Source organism: Kitasatospora sp. NPDC028055 (genome assembly GCF_040637885.1).
Lineage (GTDB): Bacteria > Actinomycetota > Actinomycetes > Streptomycetales > Streptomycetaceae > Kitasatospora.
The window spans coordinates 361035-385336 of record NZ_JBEZXE010000001.1; the positions used below are offsets into that span (position 1 = coordinate 361035).

Here is a 24302-nt window from a genome sequence, read left to right on the forward strand (position 1 = left end):
TACTGCCTTTCCCGGGTTGGGAGTTCCCGGGAAGCCCCTACCCCGGAAGTCCCCTCCCTGGAAGCGCGGACCCGGGAAGTCCCCACCCGGGAAGAACGTGGCCCTGGGTAGGCGTGCGGCGGCGCCGCAGAGTGGTCGACGTCAGCCAGCACCGGCCCCTCCAGGAGTCCCCGATGAGCTACCCCGCCCTCGCCACCCGCACCGCCGTCGTCACCGGAGCCGCCAGCGGCATCGGCGCCGCCACCGCCCGGCTGCTCGCCGCCAACGGCGCCCGGGTCGCCCTGCTCGCCCGCCGCACCGGGCGGATCGACGCGCTCGCCGCCGAGATCGCCGCGACCGGCGGGCAGGCCCTCGCCGTCACCGCCGACATCACCGACCAGGCGTCGGTCGACGCCGCCGCGAAGGCCGTCCACGACGCCTACGGCCCGGTCGACCTGGTGATCAACAACGCCGGGGTGATGCTGGCCAACCCGCTCGCCGACGGGCGGATCGACGAATGGACCCGGATGATCGACACCAACCTCACCGGCGCCCTGCGGATCGTCCGCGCCTTCACCGCCGACCTCACCGAGGCCGCCGACGACGGCCGCACCGCCGACCTGGTCAACGTCTCCTCCATCGCCTCGCACGTCTCCTTCCCCGACTACGCGGTGTACTGCGCCACCAAGGCCGCGCTCACCCAGCTCTCCACCGCCCTGCGCACCGAGTTCGGCCCGCGCGACGTCCGGGTCAGCGCCATCGAGCCCGGCCTCACCGACACCGAACTCCGCGGGCACATCGACAACCCGGCGCTGCGCGAACAGCTCGGCGGCATGTTCGCCGCGATTCCGACGCTCGGCGCGGACGACATCGCGGACCTCATCGCCTACACCGCCAGCCGGCCCCGGCACGTCAACCTGCGCCACCAGGTGGTGCTGCCGACCCGGCAGGCGTGACGGGGGCGCCACCTAACCCCCGCCCCCGGTCCACGGGTGGCATGGGAGCATGCCACCCGTGGCGATCGTGACGGGGAGAACGAACGGCGACACCGGCGGGGGCGGCACCACCACCCCGGCCGGGCAACCGGACGGCGACGGGGAGATACCCGGGCAGCGGCATGCCGACGGGGCCGCACCCGGCCGACCGGGAGGCCCGCGACAACGGGCCCGCCCGTTGTCCGAGGCCGGGCGGGTCCGTCAGCCCGTCGCCCTGATCCGGCTGCTCACCGGCCTGATCACGATCGCGCTCACCCTGCTGCTCGCCGACTACGCCCGCGCCACCACCGGCGGCATCGCCGCCGACGTCGCCGAGGCCGCCGCGCTGGTCCCCAGGCCACTGGCGAACCTGGCCGGCGGGCTCACCACCGCCGCGGTCCTGCTGCTGCCCGTCGGCCTCGCCGTCCGCCGCCTGCTCGGCCCCGACCGGCGGCGCGCCCTCCAACAGGTCTCCGACGGGCTGCTCGCCGCCGTCATCGCGTACGGCGCCACCCTCGCGCTCGGCCTGTGGGCCGACGACCTCGCCCCGGCCTCCCTGCTCACCGCCCTCACCCAGCGGCTGCCCGCCGACGCGCTCGCGCACACCGAACCCGTCTACGGCTACCTGGCGCCCGTCCTCGCCTTCATGACCGCCTCCGCCAGCCGCGAGCGCCGCCTGCCCTGGGCCGTCCTCACGCTCTCCGGCCTCGCCGGACTGGCCGGCGGCTACGCCACCCCCACCGCCCTGCTGCTCGGGCTGCTCATCGGCTGGACCGGCGCCCACGGCACCCTGTACGCCGTCGGCACCCCGGACCCGCGGCCCCGGCCCGGCGAAGTGCTGCGCGCCCTGCGCGACAGCGGACTGCGACCGGTCGAGGCCCTGCCCGCCGGACCGGACCACTATCAGGTCCGGCAGGCCGACGACCGGCCCGAACTCGACGTCCAACTGCTCGACCGGCAGGCCGTCACCGCCGCCGCCGTCCAGCGCGCCTGGCGCCGCCTGCGCCTGCGCACCGCCCCGCACCCGCGCGCCCTGCGCTCACCGCGCACCGGGCTGGAGCACGAGGCCCTGGTCACCTACGCCGCCCTCGCCGCCGGCGTCCGCACCCGCCGGATCGCCGCCACGGCGGGCCTCGGCCACGACACCGCCCTGATCGCGTACGAGCACCTGGCCGGACGCACCCTCGACCAGCTCGACGACGAGGAGATCACCGACGGGCTCCTCACCGACGCCTGGGGCCAGCTCGCCCTGCTCCAGCGCCGCGAGATCGCCCACCGCGCGCTCGTCCCGTCCTCGCTGCTGGTCGACGGCGGCGGCGCGGTCCACCTGGTCGACTTCGCCGACGGCGACATCGCGGCCAGCGAACTCGTCCTGCGCTGCGACGTCGTCCAGCTGCTCACCACCCTCGCCCTCCGGGCCGGCGCCGCCCGCGCCGTCCGCACCGCCACCACCGTCCTGGGCCGCGACGCCCTGGGCGCCGCACTGCCCCTCCTGCAACCGATCGCCCTGGCCCGCTCGACCCGCCAGGCGCTCAAGCGCCGCCCGGACGGCAGTACGCCAGGGGCTGGGGCGGGGGCTGGGGCCGGAGCCGGTGTCCAGGCGGGGACGGCCGGCGGGTTGCTGGAGGAGATCCGGGCGGAGGTGTCGCGCGGCCGGCCGGAGGTGGTGGGGCGGCCCGTGCGGCTGGAGCGGCTGCGGCCGCGGACACTCTTCGCCGTGGCGGGCGGGGTGGTGGCCGGGGTGCTGCTGATCCCGCAGTTCTTCGCGGTGGAGGACAACCCGGTCGCGGCGCTGACCGATGCCGATCCGTGGTGGCTGGCGCTGGCGGTGCTGGCGGCGGGGCTGAGCCACGTGGCGGCGGCGATGGGGTTCGTCGGGTTCGTGCCGGAGCGGCTGAACTTCCGCAACGTGGTGCTGGCACAGGTGGCCGGGGCGTTCGTGAAGCTGGTGTCGCCCGGGGGCGTCGGCGGGATCGCGCTGAACACCCGGCTGTTGCAGCGGGCGGACATCCCCACCGCGCAGGCGCTGTCCAGCGTCGGGGTGGGTCAGTTGATCGGGCTGGTGCTGCACCTGCTGCAGCTGGGGGCCTTCGTCTACCTGGTGGACGCGCAGCCGGGCGGTTCGGAGCTGGCGGCGCTGCCGGCCGTGGTCTGCGGGCTGGTGGTGGCGACCGTGCTGCTGGTGGTGGTCTGGTCGATCCCGCCCGCCCGGCGGTGGCTGGCGGCGCGCCTGCGGCCGTTGACGGCGGAGGTGCTGCCGCGGCTGCTGGACCTGCTGCGCAACCCGGGCCGGCTGGCGGTGGGGGTGGCCGGGCAGCTGCTGGTGTCGCTCTGCCTGATCACCTGCCTGTACTGCTGCGCCCTCGCGATCGGCCGGGCACCGTCCTTCGCCGCGGTGGCGGTGGTGTTCCTGGTGGGCAACGCGGCGGGCAACGCCGCGCCGACCCCTGGTGGGGTCGGCGCGGTGGACGGGGCGCTGCTCCTGGGGCTCCAGCAGACCGCGTCGATGGAGGAGGGCGGGGCGCTGGCGGCGGTGGCGCTGTTCCGGCTGCTGACGCTGATCCTGCCGGTGCTGCCGGGCTGGGCGGCGATGACCTGGTTGCAGCGCCGCAAGGCGCTGTAGGCGCTCGTCGGGGCTGGTAGGGGCTCGAACGCGCTCGTACGCGCTGGCAGGGGCTCGTACGCGCCGGCAGGGGCTGGTAGGCGCTGCCGCTACTCCCGGTACTCGTCCTCGTCGAGCTGGACGACCCGGCTCTGCTCGGCGGCGTCCGCGAGGTCGGTGGCCGGGTCCGCGCCGACGGCCCGGCGCTCGGCGACCTCGTCGTACTCGTCGCTGTCGGTCGCTTCGTCGTCGGGCTCGACGGTCTCGGCAGCCTCGTCGATCAGGTAGTCCTCGTGATTCTGCGGCATGGCGTCCGTCCTCACTGTCGGGAGGCTCCCAGGGCCCGGATGGCGGTACTCGCAGTATCCGCCGCCGGGCGCGCGGACGCGACGCGCCGAGGGCGCTCCGGCGTGTTGTCCGAACCCCGATTGACCCATGGAACCAGTGCATGAATGACCCATGGACGGGGTTCATTCCACTCCTAGGCTCGTCGTCATGACCACGAACGAGACCACCGCCGCCCCCGCCCGCCTCGACTACGCCCGCACCGCCCCCAAGGTGTTCCGCGCGATGATCGCCCTGGACGCCGCCGCCCGCGAGGGCCTGGACCCAGCGCTGGTGGAGCTGGTGCAGATGCGCACCTCGCAGCTGAACAACTGCGCCTACTGCCTGGACATGCACGTCAAGGACGCCCGCAAGGCCTGCGAGACCGACGAGCGGATCTACCTGCTGCCGGTCTGGCAGGAGGCCCCGGCCGGGGTGTACAGCGAGCGCGAGCGGGCCGCACTGGCGCTGGCCGAGGAGATCACCCGAATCGGCACCGGGGTCCCGGACGCGGTGTACGCCCGGGCGGCCGCGCACTTCGCGGAGGCGGAGCTGGCGCAGCTGATCTCGGTCTGCTTCACGATCAACGCCTGGAACCGGATCAACATCGCCACCCGCAAGACCCCCGGCACGCTCTGACCGCACTCCGACCGCGCTCCGACCGCGCTCCGACACGTCCGTCCCGACCAGTCCGTCCCGAGCGGTTCGGGCCCCGGCGGCGGGGCCCCGGCGGGCCCGTCCCGCCGGGCAGCGCGGAACGCCCCGCAGGCCACCGGGGGTACGATCGGTGCCGTACCCAGGGCCGTCCCGCACCCACCCGGTGGGCCCCGAGGCCCATCCGCACGACGGCCTGACAACGACGGCCCTTACGAACGACGGGGAACCCATGTCCGGCTCGCACTACTTCTCCAGTGCGCCCGAGGTCGCCAGCGAGCGCCGGCCGATCACGGTCTCGCTCCCGGACCTGACCCTCGAACTCACCACCGACGCAGGGGTGTTCTCGCACGGCCGGCTCGACCAGGGCACCCGGGTCCTGCTGGAGCACGCCCCGCAGCCGCGGGTCCGCGGCCCGATCCTGGACGTCGGCTGCGGCTACGGCCCGATCGCGCTGACCTGGGCGAGCCGCCGCAAGCGGCTCCCGGTGTGGGCGGTGGACGTGAACGAGCGCGCGCTGGAGCTGGTCCGGCTGAACGCGGAGGCGCTGCGCCTGGGCAACGTCCAGGCCGCGCTGCCGGACGAGGTCCCCGAGGACCTCCGGTTCGCCACCATCTACTCCAACCCGCCGATCCGGATCGGCAAGGCCGAACTGCGCGGGCTGTTGACCCACTGGCTCGGCCGGCTGACCCCGGACGGCTCGGCGTTCCTCGTGGTGCAGAAGCACCTGGGCTCGGACTCGCTGCAGAAGTGGCTCAACGAGCAGGGCTACCCGACCTCCCGGGTCACGTCGGTCAACGGGTTCCGGATTCTGGAAGCGCGGCCCCGCCCGGAAGCGGGCGAGGGCACCGAGAGTGGACGGGGAACGACGTCGTGAAGCAGCTGCGCGGGACCGAATTGAAGCGACTGCACCGCACCTGGCGGCGCAGCAACGAGTTCCGGCTCGCGATGATCCTGGAGAACCTGCAGTCGCCGTTCAACGTCGGTTCGGTGGTGCGCACCGGGGCGGCGATGGGCGCCGAGAAGCTGTACCTGACCGGGGACACCCCGTCGGTGCGCTCCTCCGGCGCGCAGAAGGCCGCGATGGGCACCGACAAGTACCTGAAGGTGGAGCACTTCCCGACCGTCGCCGAGGCGGTCGCGGCCGCGAAGGCCGACGGCTTCAAGGTGGTCGGGCTGGAGCTGGCGGACGACGCGGTGCCGATGTTCGCCGCCGAGCTGACCCCCGCGGTGGCCTTCGTGCTGGGGCACGAGGACCGCGGGATCACGCCCGAGGCGCTGGCGCTCTGCGACCAGGTGGTGTTCGTGCCGCAGCTGGGCCGGGTCGGCTCGCTGAACGTCTCGGCGGCCGCGACGGTGGCCTGCTACGAGGCGCGCCGGCAGGGGTACGCGATCAGCGGCACCCCGGACGGGAGTGACGCCGGGGGCGACTTCGGGGGCGACCTCGGGGACGAGCCCGGGGACGAGCCCGGGGGCGACTTCGGCGATGAGGACTGACATCTGATCCGACCTCAGATGATCGGAGGGGTGTGCCGAACGGCACACCCCTCCGGCGTTCTCCGGCGTGATCCGGCGCCGGAGGCCACCGGATATCTGCCGAACGGCAGATGTGCGGGATCGGCCCGGGCGGAAGCATTCGGGACGTGACCGAACTCCAGATCCTCGACCTCACCAAGGAGTACCGCGGCGGCAAACGCGCGGTCGACTCCTTCTCGCTGACGCTCCGGCCCGGCGTGCTCGGCCTGCTCGGCGCCAACGGCGCCGGCAAGTCGAGCCTGATGCGCATCCTGGCCACGGTCACCCGGCCCACCTCGGGGCGGGTGCTGTGGGAGGGGGTGGACATCGCCCGCCGGCCCGGGCCGCTGCGCCGCGCCGTCGGCTACCTGCCGCAGGACTTCGGCGTCTACCCACAGCTCACCGCCCGCGAGTTCCTCGCCTACCTGGCCGCCGCCAAGGGGCTGCGGCGGCGCTCCGCCGCGGCCCGGATCGAGCAGCTCCTCGACCTGGTCAACCTCACCGGCGCGGCCGGGCAGCGGCTGGGCGCGATGTCCGGCGGGATGCGCCAACGGGTCGGCATCGCCCAGGCGCTGCTCAACGACCCGGCGCTGCTGATCGTGGACGAGCCCACGGTCGGGCTCGACCCGGAGGAGCGGCTGCGCTTCGGCAGCCTGCTCAGCGAGCTCGGCGCCGACCGGATCGTCGTGCTGTCCACCCACATCGTCCCGGACGTCGCCGCCTCCGCCGACCGGATCGCGGTGATGGGCGGCGGCCGACTGCTGCACCACGGCAGTCCGGAGGAACTGCTGCGCGGGGCCGAGGGCGCGGTCTGGGAGCTGACCGTCGCCGCGGACGCGCTGCCGGCACTGCGCTCGCGGTTCCCGGTCGCCGGCACCACCCGTACCCCCGAGGGCGTCCGGGCCCGGGTGCTCTCCCGGCTCGCGCCCGCGCCCGGGGCGCAGCCCGTACCGCCCCGGCTGGAGGACGCGTACCTGCTGCTCACCGCCGACCGGGCGGTGCCCGGGCAGCCGGAGGCGGTGAGCGCGTGGTGACGCGCATCGGGGCGCTGGCCCTGGCCGACTTCCGGGAGCGCCGGCGCCGGCCCGGCTACCTGGTGGTGCTGCTCGGCACGCTCGCGCTCGGGCTGCTCGCCGCGCCGGTGGGCGACTCCCGTTGGGAGGTGTTCCAGGTGACCGACCTGCACGGCCGGTACACCAGCGGCTACGTGGGGACGGTCACGGCGCTCGGCGGCGCGGTCTGGCTCTCGCTGGCCGGCTTCGGGGTCGCCCGGGGCGGCATCGGGCGGGACGAGCTCAGCGGCGTCGGCCGGCTGCTCGCCGCCACCCCACTGAGCCGGCCGGGCTACCTGGCGGGCAAGTTCCTCAGCAACCTGCTGCTGTTCGGCTCGATGCTGCTCGCGCTGGCCGGGACGGCACTCGCGGTGCAGCTGATCAAGGGCGACTCAGCCCAGGTGGACGCGGTCCGGCTGCTGCTGCCGTACGTCCTGATCACGCTGCCGCTGCTGGCGGCGGTGGCCGGGTGCGCGGTGCTCTTCGACACCGTGCGCGGGCTGCGCGGCGGGCTGGGGGCGGCGGTCTGGTCGGCGGTCTGGCTGGTGATGGTGCTGGGCGCGCAGGCCGGCGGCGGGCCGGACGTGCTGGGCATGCGGCGGATCTCCGCCTCGATCCGGGAGTCGCTCGCGGCGGCCGGGCGGCCGGTCTCCGGAGTGGAGTTCAGCGTGGGCCTGACGGCGGACAACCGGGTGCTCGGCACCTTCGACTGGCCCGGGCTCGGGCCGGGGGAGGCGGGCGGACCAGCGGCCACGGGGGTGCTGCTGGTCGGCGCGGCGGTGGGGATCGCGCTGGTCGGGGCGCTCTGGTTCCGGCGCTTCGACGGGGATCCGGCCCGGCGGGGCATCCGGCCGGGCCGGCTGGGCATCCGGCTGGCGTGGCCGGGCGGAGCCGGAGCGCCGACCGGAGCAAGCAACCCCGGCGGGCCGGGCAAGGCGGGCTGGCCGGACGGGGGCGCGGCGGTGTCCCCGCCCGGACCGGCCGGGTTCGCCCTGGACCGGGCCCGGACGGCCGCTCCCCGGCAGGGGCGGATCGGCTTCGACGCGATGCTCGGCGAGCTGCGGATCCTGGTGCGGGGGCAGCGGCTCTGGTGGGCCGGGGCGGCCCTGCTCGCGGTGACCGCGGCGGCCGTCGCACCGAACGGGCCGAACCACGCGGTGCTGCCGCTCGCGGTGCTCTGGCCGCTGCCGCTCTGGGCCCGGATGGGCCACCGGGCCGACGGCGGCAGCACCGATCAGCTCCTCGCCGCCTGCCCGTCCCCGCTGCGCCGGGGGCTGGCCGGGCTGCTCGCCGGGGTCGTCCCGGCGCTGGCGGTGCTGGCCGTTCCGGCGCTGCGGCTGGCCGCCGCCGGGCAGTCCCGGGCGGCACTGGGAGCCGTGGCGGGCGCGCTGCTGGTGCCCGCCCTGGCGCTGCTCTGCGGCAGCCTCAGCCGTGGCCCCCGGCTGTTCCAGACCGTCTACCCGATGCTCTGGTACGGGATGGTCAACCACGTCTCCGGGCTGGACTTCCTGGGCGCCTCCGGAGACCGCGCCCCGGCCCCGGCGGCGATCGCGGGGCTGGCCGCCGCGCTGGCCGCGGCCGCGCTCGCCCTGGAGGCGATACGCCGGGCCGTGCGGTGACGCCCGTACGGCGCGCTCTCGTACCGGCGCGGCCGGGGCGATAGGTCCCGTTCGGCGGTGTGTCCCGTACCCCGCGGACGAGGGGCGGTTCCCCCGGCGGGGGGAGCCGGTCCCTCCCCGCGGCGGAGGCGGCGACCGGCGATGGGCTGGGAGTTTGGAGGCGTCGGGCGAACGCCCGAACTCCGCCGAGAATCCCGAGGATCGACCATGCGCAAGCTCACCGCCGCCGTCGCGCTCGCCACCGCCGTCACGGCCCTCGCCGCCGGGACGACGGGCACCGCCGCGGCCGCAGTCGCAGCCGTACCCGTACCCGCAGCCGCACCGGCAGCCGCACCGGCCCAGCACCTCGCCCTGCACGGCTGGACGCTGCTCAACGAGTACGGTCCGGGCCCCAACCCGGGCGAGCGGCTGACCGCCCAGGTCGACGCCCGTACGGTCGACGGCCGCACCCGGGGCCACGCCGTGGTGCAGCACGTGTTCGAGAAGGACGGCACCATCCGGGCCGAGTTCGACGTCGACTGCCTGACCGTCGACGGGGCCGGCGCCGTCACGGTGACCGGGCCGATCTCCCGGATGGTGCTCACCCCGCTCGGCGGCGAGCCGCGGCCCTTCCAGCCCGGGCAGCACCCCGAGGCGGGCCTGACCTTCTACCCGGCCGACGGGCAGGGCGAGCGCCGGGTCGGCTGGCAACGGACCGACCCCGCGATGCACACCGAGGTCACCAAGTGCGGCGCCGTCCCGGCCGACTTCTGGGTGATCGGGGGCGGCACCGTCCTGCACCGGTAGCGGCGGGGGCGCCACCTTCCCGACACCTTCCCGATCACCCCACCCGACTGACCGTCAATCTGTCGTCAATGTCCGGGATTTACGGTAGCGTCTGGCGCGCCAACTATGCCGCCGACGTGGTCGCCCGGGCCTGATCGCGACCGACCTGGTCGGCGGGATGTCCGGGGCAGCGCTGGAGCGGATGCCGGGGAACGTTGCGCTCGGGGCGGGTCGGCAAGCCGGAGGAGGTGGCTGATCCGGTCTCCTTCCTGCTGTCCGACCGGGCGGCGTACCTCAGCGGGTCGGTCTTCGACAGCCACGGCGGCGGCACGTTCTGATGGTCCGACGAGTGGGGCGGGAATGCGGGAAGTGCAGGGTCCGGCGGCCGGGGGCGGCAGAGACCACTACGACGCGATCGTGGTCGGCAGCGGCCTCGGCGGGCTGGTCGGCGCGGCCTACCTGGCCGCCGACGGGCGCAGCGTGCTCGTCCTCGAACAGCATGACGTGGCCGGCGGCAACGCCCACGTCTTCCGCCGCCGACGCAAGTACGAGTTCGACGTCGGCACCCACTACGTCGGCGACTGCGGGCCGGACGGCATCTTCCCGGCGATCCTGTCCGGACTCGGCGTCCGCGACCGGGTGACCTTCCGCCCGATGGACAACGAGCAGGGCTTCGACCGGATCATCACCCCCACCGCCACCCTGGACGTGCCGGCCGGCTGGACGGGCTACCGGGACCGGCTGCGCGCGGCGCTGCCCGAGGAGGCCGAGGGCGTCGACCGCTTCGTCCACCTCGCCGAGACGGTGGCCGGAGCCACCCGGGAGGCCCTGCTCGGCCGCCCCATGGTCGACCTGTTCCGCCAGTACCCGGACACCATGCGCTGGGCCCGCCGGGCCCGGACCCTCGCCGAGGCCCTGGACCACTGCGGTCTCTCGCCCAAGGCCCGTACGCTGCTCGCCGCCCAGGCCGGCAACTACGGCACCATGCCGGACGGCATCACCTTCGCCGAGCACGCCGCCATGCTCGACCACTACCTGCGCGGCGCCTACTACCCGGAGGGCGGCGGACAGGTCCTCGTGGCCGCCTTCGTCGAGGCCCTGGAGGCGTACGGCGGCGAGCTGCGCACCCGCTGCGAGGTGCGCCGCATCCTGATCGAGGAGGGGCGCGCCACCGGCGTCGAACTCACCGACGGCACCCGGATCTCCGCCCCTCTGGTGATCTCCAACGCCGACTACCGTCGCACCGTGCTCGACCTGTGCGGCGGCGAACGGGCCTTCCCCGCCGCCCTGGTCGACCGGACCCGCGCGGCCACCATGCGCGGCGCCCTGGTCGCCGTGTACATCGCCCTCGACGCCGAGCTGCCCGGCCTGCCCAACGCCAACCTCTGGTGGCACGGCAGCGACGACATGGAGGCCGCGCACGCCGCCATGATCGAGCGCTGGGAACGCGACCGCACGGTGGACTCGATACCCCAGCTGATGTTCTCCTTCGCCTCCCGCAAGGACCCGGGCGCCACCGCGGTCTGCCCGCCCGGCCACTCCAACTTCCAACTGCTCAGCCTCTGCCCGCCCGGCTACGAGTTCTGGGGCGTCCGCGGCGGCCCGGCGGACGGCGAGCCCTACCGCCGCGACGCCGCCTACCAGGCCCGCAAGCGGCAGTTCACCGAGCTGATGGTGACCGCCGCCGAGAAGGTGGTCGGCCCCTTCCGGGACCGCATCACCCACCTGGAGACGGCCACCCCGCTCAGCCACGAGCGCTACACCCGCAGCAGCGGCGGCACCCCGTACGGCATGGCCCGCTGGGGCAACGTCAGCCAGCGGCCCGACGTGCGCACCGACGTCGAGGGCCTCTACGTGGTCGGCCAGAGCACCCGCTTCGGCAGCGGCCTGAGCGCGGTCGCCACCAGCGGCATGGTCGCCGCCGGGCAGATCCTCGCCCGCCCACTGCTGGCCGAGGCAGCCGCCGGCACCGTGCTCGGCGACCCGGCCAAACTCCCCGCCCGCGGCCCCGCCTGGGACCCACTCCTGGTCTCCCGCGGCCGCGCCCGCCAGCACGCCAAGGGCCTCGCCCGTATCGGCTGAGCCCCCCACCCGGCCCCGCACCCGCGCCGGACCGGAAGATGTACCAGCTCACGGACGATGACAGGGCGGTGGCTTCGCCTTCCGAAAGCCAGGCACACCGACGTCAGGAACGCCTGTCCAGCAGCCCTCGTTCGAGGGCGACGACCACCGCGTGGGTGCGGTCCCTGACGTCGAGCTTGGCGAAAACCCGCAACAGATGGGTCTTCACTGTGGCTTCCGCAATGACCAGCCGCCGACCGATCTCCGCGTTGGACAACCCGTCGGCGACTGCGCTCAGTACGTCCACCTCCCGCGTGGTCAGAGCCACCGGAGCGGGCTGCCGCATGCGGGCGACCAGCCGCTCCGCGACCCTCGGGGCCAGCACGGTCTCGCCGCGGGACGCGGATCGGATGGCGTCGACGAGCTGGTCACGCGTGGTGTCCTTGAGCAAGTAGCCGATCGCGCCCGCCTCGACCGCGCGCTCGATCTCCGCGTCGGTGTCGTACGTGGTCAGGATCAGTACCCGGGTCCCCGGGTGGCGGGCGACGATCTCGGCGGTAGCACTCGCGCCGTCGAGGACCGGCATCCGCAGATCGATCAGTGCCACGTCCGGCTTCAGGAGCTCGACGAGTTCGACGGCCGCGCGGCCGTCGCCGCCCTCGCCGACGATGTCGATGGTGGGCTCCGAGGCCAGCAGGGCGACGACCCCGGCGCGCATGACCGTGTGGTCGTCGACCACGATGACGCGGAGACCTTCCGGCTCTGTTCGACCTGTCATGTCGTCACACCTGACTGTTCGTGGGAATCACGGCGAGAACACGGGTGCCGTCGCCTAGGGAACTGGTGACGGTGAGTGCGCCGCCGAGTTCGGCGAGGCGGTTGCGCATGCCGTTGAGCCCGAAGCCGTGGGAGTCCTCGACCACGAAGCCCCTGCCGTCGTCGGTTATCTCCAGTTCGACGCCGTACGGAGACGGAGTGAGGACGATCTCCACCGCAGAGGCGGCCGCGTGCTTGCGGACGTTGGCCAGGGACTCCTGGGTGCAGCGCAGGAGCGCGATCCGGGTCGGCTGGTCGCACTCGACGTCCGGCAGGTCCGCGGTGACGGTGAGCCCCGTGTCCTCGGCGAACCGGTCCAGGGTCCGGCGCAGGGCCCCCGCGACCGAGCCGAGGGCGAGACCGCTCTGCGGGGCGGAGCCGACGAGTACCCGCGCCTCGGCGAAGTTCTCGCGTGCGGTGTTCTCGATCGAGAGCAGTTGTCGGGCGCTCCTGCCGGGGTCCGTGTCGAGGCTGGAGCGGGCCGCCTCCGCCAACACGATGATGGACGCGAAACCCTGGGCGAGGGTGTCGTGGATCTCCCGTGCCAGCCGCTCGCGCTCCTCCGTGGCACCCTGGAGCCTGTGCGCCTCGGCCAGGCGCAGTTGGGCGCTCTCCAACTCGGAGGCGAGTCGGCGGGCGCGCTCGTCGCTCTGCTCGACGATCCGGACCACCGCCAGCCCGAGCAGCACGCTCGCCGTGTAGCCGATGAGGGTGAAGACGATGTTGCCGGTGGAGAAGTCCTCCGCGTGCCGGCTCTGATGGCGGATGATGCCGGCAACGGTGGCCGCGGCGGCGGCGCCGCTGAACGCGATCGAGTACCGCGGGCTCCTGGCGAAGAGCCAGAAGTGAGGGAGCGACACGATGAACAACGCCGCGCCGTCGCCACGCAGGAGGGACAGTGCGCCCAGACCGAGGACGAGCACGCCCAGAAAGGTGTGGGGGCGCAGCACCGGATTGCGGGGTAAGGCCACCACGGTCGCGTAGCAGAGGGCGATCACGGCCAGCAGCGCCAACGACCAGTACCTCGTTGTCCCACCGTGGTTCAGCGCGGAAATGACCGGGGGACACACGCCCAGCAGCACCCAGGAAGCTGCGTACCACCGGCGAAGGATCCGTATGCGGAACCGGTCGTCGGGCTGCGGCCGTTGAATCATGATCGTCAGCCTACGTTCTGCAGCGGTCCGGTCGTAGGGACCGCGGCATGCGCCCGTCGCGCCGGGCGGGACGGCCACCACGCCCGGTCGCCGAGGAGCAGCAGGAGCGAGGGCAGGACCAGGAGCCGGATGACGACGGCGTCCAGCAGCACGGCCACCGCCAGGCAGAAGCCCATCTGCTTCATCTCGGTGAGGTGCAGGGCGACGAAGGCACCGAACACCGTCACCATCACGATCGCCGCGCTGGTCACCACCTTGGCCGACCGGCTGATGCCGTCCAGTACCGCCTCGCGAGCCGACATCCCGTTCCGCATGGCCTCGTGTATCCGGCCGACCACGAAGACCTGGTAGTCCATCGACAGGCCGAAGAGGATCACGAACAGGAACAGCGGTACCCGGGACGCAATGGCACCGAGGGAGTGGAAGGCCAGTAGGTCCTCTGCCCATGTCCCCTGGAAGAACACGACCAGCAGGCCGAGCGAGGCCCCGGCGGACAGCAGATTGAGTGCCACGCCGATCAGGCCGATGACGACCGAGCGGAACGCCCACACGGTCATCACGAAGGTCGCCAGCAGTAGGAACCCGATGACCAGCGGCAGCTTGCTGTTCTCGTGATCCACGTAGTCGCGGCCTCGGGCCACGTCACCGCTCACCCCCGTCTCCACACCGGACAGCCTGCCGACCGTGGCGGGCAGATAGTCCTTACGGATGTGGTCAAGTGACTCGATCGACTGGGCGGAGGGTGCGGGGAACGGGACGGCCAGCTCCAGCACGCTGACCCGGCCGTCGGCCGACGTGCGCACCGTCGGCTCGGCGTCCTCGGCGAACAGCGGATCGGCCTGCGCCCGTCGGCCGAGGTCCGTCAGAGCATGCTGCACCTGAGCCGCTCGCTCCGGAGTGGAGCGGGCGACAACCACGTGCTTGACCAGGAGCTCCGGGAACGCCGTGGTCAGCCGGTCGTAGGCCTGCATGGCCGGGATGTCGCGGGAGAAGGTGTCCTTGCCCGGGTCGACGAGCCTCAGGCCGAGCGCGGGCGCCGCCAGGGCGAGCATGACCAGCGTCGATACGCACAGCGTGAGGGCGGGGTGCTTGTGCGCGGGCCTCAGCAGGGCGCCGAACACCCGGCCCGTCTCGGCCTCGGCCCGCTTCGCCCGGACCGGCTTGCCGCGGGCCGCACGGTGGGCTGCACGCAGCTCGGTCCGGTGGCCGATCTTCACCAGGAGTGCGGGAAGTACGGTCAGGGAGCTGACCACGGCAACCGTCACGACCAGGATCGTGCCCGTCGCGAGCGAGGAGAAGATGACGTCCGTGGCCAGATACAGGGTCGCGGTGGAGACGATCACGGCGAGACCGGAGACCACGATGGCCCGGCCCGCGGTCGCCGCCGCCAGCTCCACCAGGGCCTCGGAACTGAGCCGCCCCCCGGCGCGGGCCCGTTCCTCGCGTTCGCGCTTGAGGTAGAAGAGCGTGTAGTCGACGCCCACCGCCAGGCCGATGAGCAGGATCATGTTGGTCCCGACACCGGGGTCGGGCAGGACATGGGACGCGACCATGGACAGCCCCAGGGCGGCGGTGATCGAGGAGAGCGCAAGCAGCAGCGGCACACCGGCCATGACCACCGATCCGAAGACGATCAGTAGCGTGATGAGCGTGACCGGCAGGGTGATGCGCTCGGAGAGCGTCAGGTCTTTCCCTCGCTGGTCATTGACGCCCTTGCTGATCGAGGGGGAGCCGGTCTCCTCCACGATCAGGTCCGGGTGGCCGTCGCGAACCTTCGCCGTCTGCGCGAGGAGCGGGACGACGTTCTTCTTGCCGTCCAGCTCGGGGCCGTTCAGGACCACCGAGACCCTGACGACCTGACCGTCCTTGGAGCGGACCGGAGGTGCCACGCCGTCCACCTCGGGAAGCTTCCGCATCCGCTCGGTGAGCTCCTGCGCCGCCGAGGCGGCGGCGGCCGTGTCCAGCGGTCCGGACCTGGCGTGGATGATGATCTGCTCCGTCGGCCGCTGCTGCATGCCGCCCGCGGCCGCGATCGCCTCGGCCCGCCCCGCCTCACCGACCCGGTAGTCCTCGGTAGTGGCTTCGTGGGAGCCGACCGTGACGCCGACACCGAAGCACAGGATGACGAACGCGAACCAGCCGGCGATCGCGCGCCATGCGTGCCGGGCGCTCCATCGGGCTATCCGCACAGGGAGTTGACTCATACCCGAGATCCTGGTCGGCCGGGGGCAGGGCCCGACACGCCCGGCCGGTTGAATCTCGGGTCCACCGTTCAGTGGACGGCCGGGGGTGAAACCTCAGTGGGCCGCTCGACGGCGGTGAACAGTTCGTCGATGACGGCCTGGGCGGCGGGGAAGTCGAGGCGTACCGCGAGGTGCTCGGTGGGCAGACGGACGGCGCGCTGGAACAAGCGGCCCGGTAGTAAACGCCCACACTCACGCATCGCTCACGCAAGCGATCTTGCAGGGCGTCGCCGACGCCTGCCCGCACGCCGAGAAAAGGCAAAAGCCCCAGGTCACGGCGAGTGAGTCCTGGGGCTTCTACAGAGCCGCCTGCGGGATTCGAACCCGCGACCTACGCATTACGAGCGCGGTCGGTCCCGTGCCCACCAGTCCCAATGGGCGGGCCTGAATCCCAGTTTTACCTGATCAGAGCACGTGCACCCCTGACGGTTAGTCCCAGGCGGGACCGTGCGTCCCACGGGTGCCCGAACGTCCCGGGCACTTCGCGGGCACCCCGACGACTGGGGAATGTCCTAGAGTCCAGCTTAGACGACCCAGCCACGATCGTCACTCTCGGCAACGCCCCACCGTACGACTGCGGCGATGCTCCCGAGCACCGACAAGCTCGCGGGAGCCGCCGACCGGGCAGACCCCTGGCGCACCAGGCCCATCGCCCCGCACCGGAGCCCGGGCCACCCGAGCAGGCCGGCGCGCGACGACACCCACCTTCTCGCACCTGCCGTATTCCCATCTGCGCAAAGTGCGATAAACGCAACAAGACCTAGATTGCCCTGCTTCCGGCATGTATGGTGTCCGGCTCATCCCCGGGTGGTCCGGTGGAGGGTGTGCTGGGGGGTACGTGGCGGGTCTGCAGGTGTTCCGCGTTTCTGATGGGGATGTTCGTCGTGTCGAGGGCGACACCGTGGAGCTGGAGCGTCACCTCCAGGCTCTCGTCGAGGCGAACATGGAGGAGATGCTGGGCGGCGTCCGTTTCCTGGCGAGCGAGTACTCCACCGGTCCGGTACACCGGGGCCGGATCGACAGCCTCGGTCTGGACGAGGACGGCAGCCCGGTGCTGATCGAGTACAAGCGCACGAGCAGCGAGTCGGTCCTCGCACAGGGGCTTTTCTACCTCGCGTGGCTGGTGGAGAGCCGCGCCGAGTTCGAGGCGCTCGTCGAGCAGCGGCTCGGCACCAAGGCCGCGGAGCAGGTGGACTGGAGCAACCCGCGGGTGGTGTGCATCGCAGCGGACTTCACCCGTTACGACCTGGTGGCGGCCGGGATGTCCCACCACCGGATCGACATGGTGGTCTACCGGCGATACGGGGACGACCTGGTGACGCTGGAGCTGGCGGCGTCGGTCGCCGGCGGGTGCAGCGCCCTCCCGGGTCGGCGGACAGAGCTTGCCCGGCCGGTATCGGCCAACCGTCGGACGGTCACCGACGTGCTCGCGCAGGCTGGCGGCGAGATCCGCGGACTGTACGAGGAGCTCGACTCGCGTCTGCTCGACCTGGGCGAGGGCCACGCGGTACCGCTGCAGCACTACGTTGCCTACCGTCGGCGGCGGAACTTCGCCTGCGTCCGGGTGCTGGCGCAGGCTCAGGCTCTGGTCGTCTTCCTTCGGGTCGACCCGACGACGGTCCAGCTGGTTCCGGGCTGGACCCGGGACGTCCGGAGAATCGGGCACCTCGGGACGGGCGAGCTGGAGGTCCGCATCGGGTCGGTGGAGGACCTCGATCGGTCGATGGCGCTGCTGCGCACGAGCTACGCCGCTGCTGCGTAGTCCGGCGATGGCGATGGGCCGTACCCCGGTAGGGGTACGGCCCATCGTTGTTGCTCGGCCCGCCCGCCGGAGGGCTGGTCCGCAGGGCTGGCCTCAGCCGAGCAGCCGCACGCTCCAGCGCTTCAACGCCTTTGCGTCGCCGTCCTGGAGTACGCGACCGGCCGCCTCCAGAGCAGCCCTCGCTGCCTGGTCGATGCCCTGCGCGTCGATCGCCGGGTTCTGTGCCACGGTCAGGCGGGCCAGCAGGTCCCACACCAATACCGGCCCGTGGGTGAACAGGTTCTTCCCGTCGCATCCGAGGTACGCGGCGCGCTGGTCCAGGGCGGCCTCGACTCGCTTGGCGAACTCCTCGTAGTTCGAGCAGGCGTCGAGCACCAGGCCGTGGCAGCGCAAGCCACCGAGGTCCCCCCGAAGACAATCAAGGTTGATCCACCGCCCGGTGTCGGCCACGTCCTCTCCCACCCAGGCGACCCCGTCGTCCGAGAAGCCGCCGTGGGCAGCGAAGACGATCAGATCGGCCGGCGCGCGCAGAGCCTCCAACGCCTCCGTAGCTGTGCCCGGGGTCCGCACTTCGATCTTGAGGGGATCGCCGCGCTCCGTTGAGTACCATCGCCGGCGGACCGTCCGCAACTGGTACCCCAGCCCCCGGACGTACTCCACCATCGGCTCGTCGCCGGCGAACGCCATGATCCGGATCGTGCTCACTTCGCCCCCTCGGTGCTGAACGGCTCCGGCTCGAAGGCTAGGCGGTCGGCCCGGTCTTTGGTTACCGCCGGCGGGAACGGGGTGGTGCGGGTGCCGGGGTGACAGGTAGTTCGCTCGGCTGGGTGCGGGAAGAGTCGAGGGCCTGCTGGATGTGGGCGCGGCGGGCGGCCCAGCGGCTCAGGTCACGCTGGTAGGTCCGGCCTTCCTCGCCTCCGGCGAGGCGCGGGTCGGGGGCGGTGGGCTGACGGTCCTGGGGGTTCGGCTGTTCGATGGTGGTCTTCCTCCTCAAGGGGTAGGGACTCTGGGCGTGGGCCCGGGGGAGGGCAGGGTTAGTGGCCGCGGTCGTGCTGCGGTTCTCGGGCCAGCGCGGTGATCAGAGCGCGTTCGCGGACGAGGTCGGCGTGGACGTCGGACTGGTTCGGGTCGAGGGCTTCGAGGGCGCGGTCGATCACCGCGAGTGCTTCGGATCGGCGGCCGAGGCTGCGCCAGGCGGTGGCGGTGCGGAAGAGCATGACCGGGTCGTCGTCGTCGAAGGTGGGCCACGCGGCCAGCTCCAGGATGTGCTCGGCCTGGTCTGGCAGTCCGTCTCCGAGCCAGAGGCCGTGGAGCAGGGCGTGGCAGACCTGGGGATTGTCGCCGGCCTCGGCGAGACTGCGGTCCAGGGCTTCGAGGGCGCCGGCGGCGGAGCTTCCGAGGAGGGCGAACGCGGCGAGAGCGCGGGTGTACGGATCCCAGCGGGCTCGCTCGCTCCCCGGGACCTGGTCGAGCAGCTGCTGGATGCTGCGGCACCGGAAGTCGAAGCGGAGGGCGGCGAGGTGGATGTGCCGGAGCGCTTGGGCGTGGATGCGGTCGGTGCCGGGCTGGGTGAGGTGGTCGGTGCCGACGAGGTGGGCGAGGGCGCTGTTGCGTCGGCTGCGGGCGTACCAGGCGAGGTGGTTGGCCAGGGCGGCACTGGTCTGCCAGTCCGCTCCGGCGCGGCTGAGCCAGCGAGCGGCTTCGGAGGGCCATGGGCGGCCTTCGTCGATGTCCTGCTCGACGAGGGAGCGGATGGCGGCCAGCGCGGTCGGGCGGAGGTCGTCGCGGTGGACGGCGGCGGCGAGAGCGGAGTACGAGCCGGGGGTGTCGAGCAGCCCGCGGATCATGATCTTCTGCGTGGTGGGGTAGGCGGCAGCGCGGGCAATCCGTTCGATGGCGTCGAAGGCGGTGGTGGTCAGGCCGTGCTCCCTTGTGGGGTCGGTGACGTGGCAGGGGTGGTCGGTTCGGCGGGCGCGGCGGGTGCCGGCCTGCTGGGGTGAGGCGGTGTTGGCGCGGGTGGTGATCAGCGGGCAGGCTGCCGGGGCTGGTCGGGCGGGTTGGAGGCGGCGGTCGAGCAGCTGGCGCCCGGTGCCGGCGATGAGGGGACGACGCGTGTGCGGGCGGCCAGCGCCCGCAGGGACGGACCGGGTGGGGCCTTGGGGACGAGGGGGCGGACGTCGAGGTACAGCAGGTGCTCGGGTGTGAGGTCACGGCCGAGGCGGGCCACCGGCGCCGGGTCGGCCATCGCGGCCGTGACGGCTTCCAGCAGCGGGGCCGGGATGCCTTCCGACATCTCGATGGTCCAGCCCTCGACCTCACCCGGACCGAGCTTTCCACCGCTGATCTGCCAGGCGCGGCTCTCCCCCACGAACATCTGCCCGGCGGGGGCGGTGCAGCGGTAGACGCTGGCCATCTCGGCGTCCGATGCGCCCCACATCAGGTGTTCACGGGTGCTGTTGTCATGCCAGCCTGCGTCGATGATCGGCCCGAGACCGTCCTCGGTGAGCCCGGCGGGCCGGATCAACTCGCTCGGGCCGGCGGCGAGCGCGGTGTTCAGCGCGGTCACGATCTCCGGCGGGGTGCGGCGGTCCGCGGTGACCCGCCAGACCTCCTCTCCGCTCAGCGGGTCGTCGAAGGAGGAGGTCCAGCTCGTCCCCGTCTCGTCGCTGGTCGACATGGCGCGCAGCCGTCGGCACGGGCTGGTGTACACCGTGGTGGCGCCCTGTTTCTCGGTGGACCAGCCCCGGTCGGTCAGGGGCTTGGCCGCGGAGGTGCGGTCGTGGCCGGGGCCGGCGAGGTAGACCGGGGCGACGAGAGCCAGCGGCGCCGGCCTGAAGTCCGGGGCGAAGAGCTCCGGGATGCGCTCGACGGCCCCGCCCAGCAGGCGGTCGATCCTCTGGAGCGCCTGCTGGTGCTGGGCTTTTGGCAGCGATCCCCAGGTCCACTCGGTGCCGTCGCCGACGGGCAGGTCGTGAAGCGCTTCGGCGATCCAGCCGCGATTCACCATCGCATTGATCTGAGACGCAGCGACGCATGCCGCCGCGTCCTTCAAGTCATCCATGGTGAAGGAGAGTTCACCGAGATCCGTGGTGAGGGGCGGTGTCCGCTTTCGGCTTGCGGTGCGCGGGTCGAGGTTGGCGCCCAGCTCCAGGTCGAGGAGCGCCGGCGCACTCGCCGCCGCCGCGACGACCATGTCCTCCACCAGCAGACTCGCCAGGGCCCTCTGCTCAGGGGGAAGTCGGCCCCAGACCGTCGGAGTGCGGCTCCGGCTGCTGGGGATGACCCGGGTCACGATGTACCAGTCGACGACGGGGCCGGCGCCTTCGACCTCCTCCAGGACCTGCTCGCACAGCTCGGCCGCTGCCTCCCGCAGGTCCGTCTCGGTGTACGGGCTGGCGTTGACGTGGCCGGCCCCCGTCCGGTGGCCGAGGTGGCCGAGCAGTTCCTCGTCCATCCAGTCCCGGTCCCGCTGCAGGGGGGTGGTGTCGGTGAGCGCCTGGGCGAGGGCGTCGACGACGACGGCGGGGGCGTTGGTGGTGACCATGGCCTGCCAGTAGGGCGGGTAGCCGCCGGAGCCCCGCGGACCGATCTCCACGTACAGGTGGGGACGGGCCATGAGGTCGTCCGGATCACCGGGCGGGTCGAGGCGGATCTGGGCGCGGGCGAGTTCGTCGGGAGCTTCCAGGTCGAGCACGCCGCCGCGGTAGGTGCTGCGCCAGCCGGCGTCGGTGAGGCTGCGGATCAGGGTCCGCCGGTCGGTCGGCTGCTGGAGGGCGGGGTGCGACTCGCCGGTCCAGTCGATGGTGTCCCCGGTGCGGGCGAGTACGTCGGTGACGGCCATGATGATCTCCGGCGGCGTCTCGGTCGAGAAGCCCGCCATCCAGGCCGGCGCACCGAGGGGCTCCGGGGCGGCCGTGATCCGCCAGGCGGCACCGGGGTCGAGCTGGCCGTCCGCGATGCGGAAGCGATGGGACCTGCTCCAGGCGAACTGCTGGCCCAGTTCGTCGTCGGTGCTTCGGCCCCAGCCCTGCTGGACGAGGCGGTCGAAGACCCTGTTGGTGTGCTCGCGCCCGGCGAGGTACGCCGGGGTCACGTCGATCGTGGTTTCGGGGATGGCGGTTCCTCGGGACTGTCAGCGGCTGGGGCCGTGGGTGACGGTGGTAGCGCGGGCGGCGGGTTCTGGTTCGGCAGCGGGGCCAGCTGGGTGGTCCCCGCGTTGCCGCGCCCCGGTGTTCAGCGGAGGCGCGGCAGCGGCCTGGCCGCCGGCTGCGGGGAGGGTGCGGGCGCCGAGACGGCGGTCCCGGTGGAGTCGGCAGCGGCTCGCGCTGGGGAGTTCCTGCGGGCGGCTTTGGCCCGGTGGACGTCCAGGGGCGTCGGGCTGGAGGGGATCTCGACCAGTTCTGCGGCGCCGATGACGGCCGCGCCGACGGCCAGGTCGTCGAGGTCTCCGATGTCGCGGACGGCGGGGGCGAGCATCGCGCTGACCATGGTGTGGAGGATCTGGTCCGGCGTCGAGATGCTGGCCGCAGCGGACCAGCCGTCGAAGTCGTCGGCGATGTCGACGCGCCAAAAGGCGTCCTGCCCGGCTTCCTCCCACTCCTCGCCGTCCGGGAACGCCCGGGTGTCGAGGACGATCGTGTCCTGCGGGCTGTACTCCGAGTAGGCCGTCTCGGTGCCGGCCGCGGCGTCCCAGGTGAGGGTCCAACCGTGGTCCTGGAGGGGGGTGCGCCACTCTTCGTCGGCGGCACCCCCGGTGAGCCGCCTGCCGGTGCGCAGCCGCTCGGCCAGGTCCGTGGTGATGGCCTCGACGACCTCGATCGGCGTGTTCTCGGTGAGGCCGATGGTCCACAACGGCGGGAGGAAGGGCCTTTCGTGGACGGCGATCTTCCACACCACGTCGCCGTTCCCCGGCTCGAATCCGAACCGGACCCGGCCGTCGGTAGAGATGATCAGCTGGTTGCCGCGGCCGTCGTCGAGGCGTACGGCTCCGGCGTCGGTGAGCGGCCGGATCGCGCGCTCGGCGTCCAGGGCGGGTCCGGCGTACAGGGCTGGGGTGATGCGGACCTGCTGCCAGGGCCGGTCGCGGGCCCGCTTGGCCCAGTGGGGATTGGCCGTGGTCAACTGCGGCTCCTGGTAGTCGGGTTCTCTCGGCGCGCGGTCGGCCCGGTGCGGCGGGCGGGACGGCAGCGGCTTGGCGGTCGACGCCGGAAGGTGTCGGGGTCGGTGCTGGGGGTGGTCAGCGGGGCTTCGGCTGCGGTCCGCCGCGGCCAGGGGCTCCGGTGTGGCCGTGCCAGTCGGTGCCCGGCGGAAGGGGTGCTGTGGGGGCCAGCGTGGTGCGGGAGCGGGTGCGGGCTGCTGCGGATCGCGGCGAGTGGTCGGCGCCGAGACGGCCGACGGCGTGGTCGGCAGCCTCCCGGCCGGAGGCGACGATCTCCGCCGTCAGCCGGAGCGCTTCGCCGGCGTCTCCACCGACGCCGTGGTGGAGGGCCCAGCCGCCGGCCGCGCGCAGGGCCCGGGCGCTGCGGTCCAGCACGCCGCCCTCCCCGGTGATGACGCCGGCCACCCTGCGGACCTCGGCCGGATCGGTGGTGCGCAGCAGGTGAGTGGTGACGTCGTCGATCCGGTCGGCCAGTTGTTCCGCGGTGTTGCTGGGCAGGCGGTCTTCGGTGACGGCGACGAAGGGCGGTGGCGACGGGCGGACGCCGAGGGTGGGGTCGAGGGCGACGTCGTAGCCGGCGGTGGCGAGGAGGATGGCCGCGTCGGTGGCGATCTCGTTCTCCTCGTACTGCTGGTGGCCGGTGGGCAGGGTGTAGTGGTTCCGGCTGCCGGGGGTGGGGGCGAAGCCCGTCGTGCCGACGAGGAGGGCGGTGTGCTCGTCTCCGCCGCTCGCCACGATCGCGCCTTCGTCGGTGCGTCGGATGGTGACCGTGTTCGGCTCGGTGCTGTCAGGGCTGGCGTCCTCGGGGTCGGCCTGCCTCTCGCCCGGGCCTTCGCGGGCGGACTGCGGCTGCCTTCCGGGTGGCAGGTTGCGGCGCGCGCTGGGCTCGAGTTGGACCTGGGTGCGGTTGGCGGCGGGGATCTTGAGGCGCTGGCGGAGCGTCGGCAGGGGGTTGACCACTTCGTCGAGCGCGGCGCTGATGAGGGCGCTGGGGGTGTGGCCGGTGAAGGAGGCGTGCCAGCGCTCGCTGGGGTATCCGCGGGGGCCGCCCCAGACGGTGACGGTCGGGCCGAGGCCGCGGATGTCGCCGATGTTGTGGTTGACCGCGATGCCGGCGGTGTCGTCGGGTCGGGTGTAGCTGTAGACGCCGTGGACGGGGCTGGTCTCCCGCGACCATGGTTCGTCGGCGGCTTCCAGGTCGGTCGCGATGGTGGTGTCCAGCGACCTGCGGCCCCAGAGCAGTTCGTCTCGCACTGCCTCGTTGGTCGCGGTCAGGGCGTGGGAGAGGCGCTCGGCCACCGCGCTCACGAGCTCGACGGGTGTGCGGGTGCAGAAGGTGGCGCTCCAGGTCCGCTTGCCGACGGGCGAGGCGTAGGCGGCAATGCTCCAGCGGGGCCCGGTGGTGGTGTCGTGGTCGAGTTCGATCGCGGCGAGGAGGGACTCGTGCAGGGCGACGGTGATGTCCTGCCCCGGGCTGTGACGGCCCCAGGTGGGAGACGTTTCGAGGAAGTGGGCGAGGGCGGCCTCGGCGTCGCCCGGTCCGGCCAAGTGGCCTGGTGTGACCACCACTTCGTCGGGGGCGGGGGTGCTCAGGAGATCTCCTTCGGGCTGGGGCGGGGCCGGG

21 protein-coding genes are annotated in these 24302 nt (G+C 73.0%); 10 read left to right on the forward strand and 11 right to left on the reverse strand.

All coding sequences use genetic code 11. From position 1 onward, the window contains the following. Positions 1 to 173 precede the first annotated feature (173 nt). Positions 174 to 935: an SDR family oxidoreductase gene (locus AB0F71_RS01780; RefSeq protein ID WP_360226504.1), complete on the forward strand. Its 762-nt coding sequence runs from the start codon at positions 174 to 176 to the stop codon at positions 933 to 935. Between the two features lie 58 nt (positions 936 to 993). Then, positions 994 to 3576, forward strand: coding sequence for a lysylphosphatidylglycerol synthase transmembrane domain-containing protein (locus AB0F71_RS01785; RefSeq protein ID WP_360226507.1), 2583 nt, complete (start codon positions 994 to 996; stop codon positions 3574 to 3576). Positions 3577 to 3665: 89 nt separating this feature from the next. On the opposite strand, the gene AB0F71_RS01790 is transcribed toward AB0F71_RS01785, so the two are convergent. Beyond that, positions 3666 to 3863 carry a hypothetical protein gene (locus tag AB0F71_RS01790; protein ID WP_360226510.1) on the reverse strand — a complete coding sequence of 66 codons (198 nt, stop codon included), beginning with the start codon at positions 3861 to 3863 and terminating at the stop codon, positions 3666 to 3668. Between the two features lie 187 nt (positions 3864 to 4050). Between AB0F71_RS01790 and AB0F71_RS01795 the strand changes: the two genes are divergently transcribed. The 7 genes from AB0F71_RS01795 to AB0F71_RS01825 all read left to right on the forward strand — a co-directional run bounded on the left by AB0F71_RS01795 (position 4051) and on the right by AB0F71_RS01825 (position 11566). Beyond that, complete coding sequence (locus tag AB0F71_RS01795; protein ID WP_360226513.1) at positions 4051 to 4518, forward strand: carboxymuconolactone decarboxylase family protein; 468 nt, start codon at positions 4051 to 4053, stop codon at positions 4516 to 4518. A 247-nt stretch (positions 4519 to 4765) separates the two neighbouring features. Then, a complete protein-coding gene (locus AB0F71_RS01800) occupies positions 4766 to 5410 on the forward strand; it encodes a methyltransferase (RefSeq protein WP_360226516.1) in 645 nt (214 codons plus the stop codon). Next, positions 5407 to 6030: a TrmH family RNA methyltransferase gene (locus AB0F71_RS01805; RefSeq protein WP_360226519.1), complete on the forward strand. Its 624-nt coding sequence runs from the start codon at positions 5407 to 5409 to the stop codon at positions 6028 to 6030. The genes AB0F71_RS01800 and AB0F71_RS01805 overlap by 4 nt, the downstream gene beginning before the upstream one ends. A gap of 110 nt (positions 6031 to 6140) precedes the next feature. Beyond that, positions 6141 to 7082 (forward strand): ABC transporter ATP-binding protein, encoded by a 942-nt coding sequence (locus tag AB0F71_RS01810; RefSeq protein WP_360226522.1) that lies wholly within the window; start codon positions 6141 to 6143, stop codon positions 7080 to 7082. Beyond that, complete coding sequence (locus tag AB0F71_RS01815) at positions 7076 to 8719, forward strand: hypothetical protein (protein ID WP_360226525.1); 1644 nt, start codon at positions 7076 to 7078, stop codon at positions 8717 to 8719. The genes AB0F71_RS01810 and AB0F71_RS01815 overlap by 7 nt, the downstream gene beginning before the upstream one ends. Before the next feature lie 207 nt (positions 8720 to 8926). Then, on the forward strand, positions 8927 to 9505 hold the full coding sequence (locus AB0F71_RS01820) for a hypothetical protein (RefSeq protein WP_360226527.1): 579 nt from the start codon (positions 8927 to 8929) through the stop codon (positions 9503 to 9505). A gap of 339 nt (positions 9506 to 9844) precedes the next feature. Then, positions 9845 to 11566 (forward strand): NAD(P)/FAD-dependent oxidoreductase, encoded by a 1722-nt coding sequence (locus AB0F71_RS01825; RefSeq protein WP_360226530.1) that lies wholly within the window; start codon positions 9845 to 9847, stop codon positions 11564 to 11566. Between the two features lie 103 nt (positions 11567 to 11669). Here AB0F71_RS01825 and AB0F71_RS01830 read toward each other — a convergent pair whose 3' ends face one another. The 4 genes from AB0F71_RS01830 to AB0F71_RS01845 all read right to left on the reverse strand — a co-directional run bounded on the left by AB0F71_RS01830 (position 11670) and on the right by AB0F71_RS01845 (position 15925). Further along, positions 11670 to 12323 carry a response regulator transcription factor gene (locus AB0F71_RS01830; protein ID WP_360226533.1) on the reverse strand — a complete coding sequence of 218 codons (654 nt, stop codon included), beginning with the start codon at positions 12321 to 12323 and terminating at the stop codon, positions 11670 to 11672. A 4-nt stretch (positions 12324 to 12327) separates the two neighbouring features. Beyond that, positions 12328 to 13515 (reverse strand): sensor histidine kinase, encoded by a 1188-nt coding sequence (locus AB0F71_RS01835; RefSeq protein WP_360226536.1) that lies wholly within the window; start codon positions 13513 to 13515, stop codon positions 12328 to 12330. 5 nt (positions 13516 to 13520) lie between these two features. Then, entirely contained in the window at positions 13521 to 15719 is a 2199-nt protein-coding gene (locus tag AB0F71_RS01840; RefSeq protein ID WP_360226539.1) for an MMPL family transporter, read from the reverse strand. A 68-nt stretch (positions 15720 to 15787) separates the two neighbouring features. Further along, the gene (locus AB0F71_RS01845; RefSeq protein ID WP_360226542.1) at positions 15788 to 15925 is read right to left on the reverse strand and encodes a hypothetical protein; all 138 of its coding nucleotides are present in this window, start codon (positions 15923 to 15925) and stop codon (positions 15788 to 15790) included. Between the two features lie 671 nt (positions 15926 to 16596). On the opposite strand from AB0F71_RS01845, the gene AB0F71_RS01850 reads away from it, so the two are divergent. Then, positions 16597 to 17520, forward strand: a complete 924-nt coding sequence (locus AB0F71_RS01850; RefSeq protein ID WP_360226545.1) for a DUF5655 domain-containing protein — start codon at positions 16597 to 16599, stop codon at positions 17518 to 17520. A gap of 93 nt (positions 17521 to 17613) precedes the next feature. Here AB0F71_RS01850 and AB0F71_RS01855 read toward each other — a convergent pair whose 3' ends face one another. From AB0F71_RS01855 to AB0F71_RS01880, 6 genes are all read right to left on the reverse strand, one after another. Continuing rightward, on the reverse strand, positions 17614 to 18225 hold the full coding sequence (locus AB0F71_RS01855) for a hypothetical protein (RefSeq protein ID WP_360226548.1): 612 nt from the start codon (positions 18223 to 18225) through the stop codon (positions 17614 to 17616). 61 nt (positions 18226 to 18286) lie between these two features. Beyond that, positions 18287 to 18514 (reverse strand): hypothetical protein, encoded by a 228-nt coding sequence (locus AB0F71_RS01860; protein ID WP_360226551.1) that lies wholly within the window; start codon positions 18512 to 18514, stop codon positions 18287 to 18289. A 40-nt stretch (positions 18515 to 18554) separates the two neighbouring features. Beyond that, positions 18555 to 19367, reverse strand: a complete 813-nt coding sequence (locus AB0F71_RS01865) for a hypothetical protein (RefSeq protein ID WP_360226554.1) — start codon at positions 19365 to 19367, stop codon at positions 18555 to 18557. A gap of 176 nt (positions 19368 to 19543) precedes the next feature. Next, the gene (locus AB0F71_RS01870; RefSeq protein ID WP_360226557.1) at positions 19544 to 21613 is read right to left on the reverse strand and encodes a DUF317 domain-containing protein; all 2070 of its coding nucleotides are present in this window, start codon (positions 21611 to 21613) and stop codon (positions 19544 to 19546) included. Between the two features lie 140 nt (positions 21614 to 21753). Further along, the gene (locus AB0F71_RS01875) at positions 21754 to 22641 is read right to left on the reverse strand and encodes a DUF317 domain-containing protein (protein WP_360226560.1); all 888 of its coding nucleotides are present in this window, start codon (positions 22639 to 22641) and stop codon (positions 21754 to 21756) included. A gap of 115 nt (positions 22642 to 22756) precedes the next feature. Continuing rightward, on the reverse strand, positions 22757 to 24226 hold the full coding sequence (locus AB0F71_RS01880) for a DUF317 domain-containing protein (protein WP_360226563.1): 1470 nt from the start codon (positions 24224 to 24226) through the stop codon (positions 22757 to 22759). Positions 24227 to 24302: the final 76 nt, after the last annotated feature.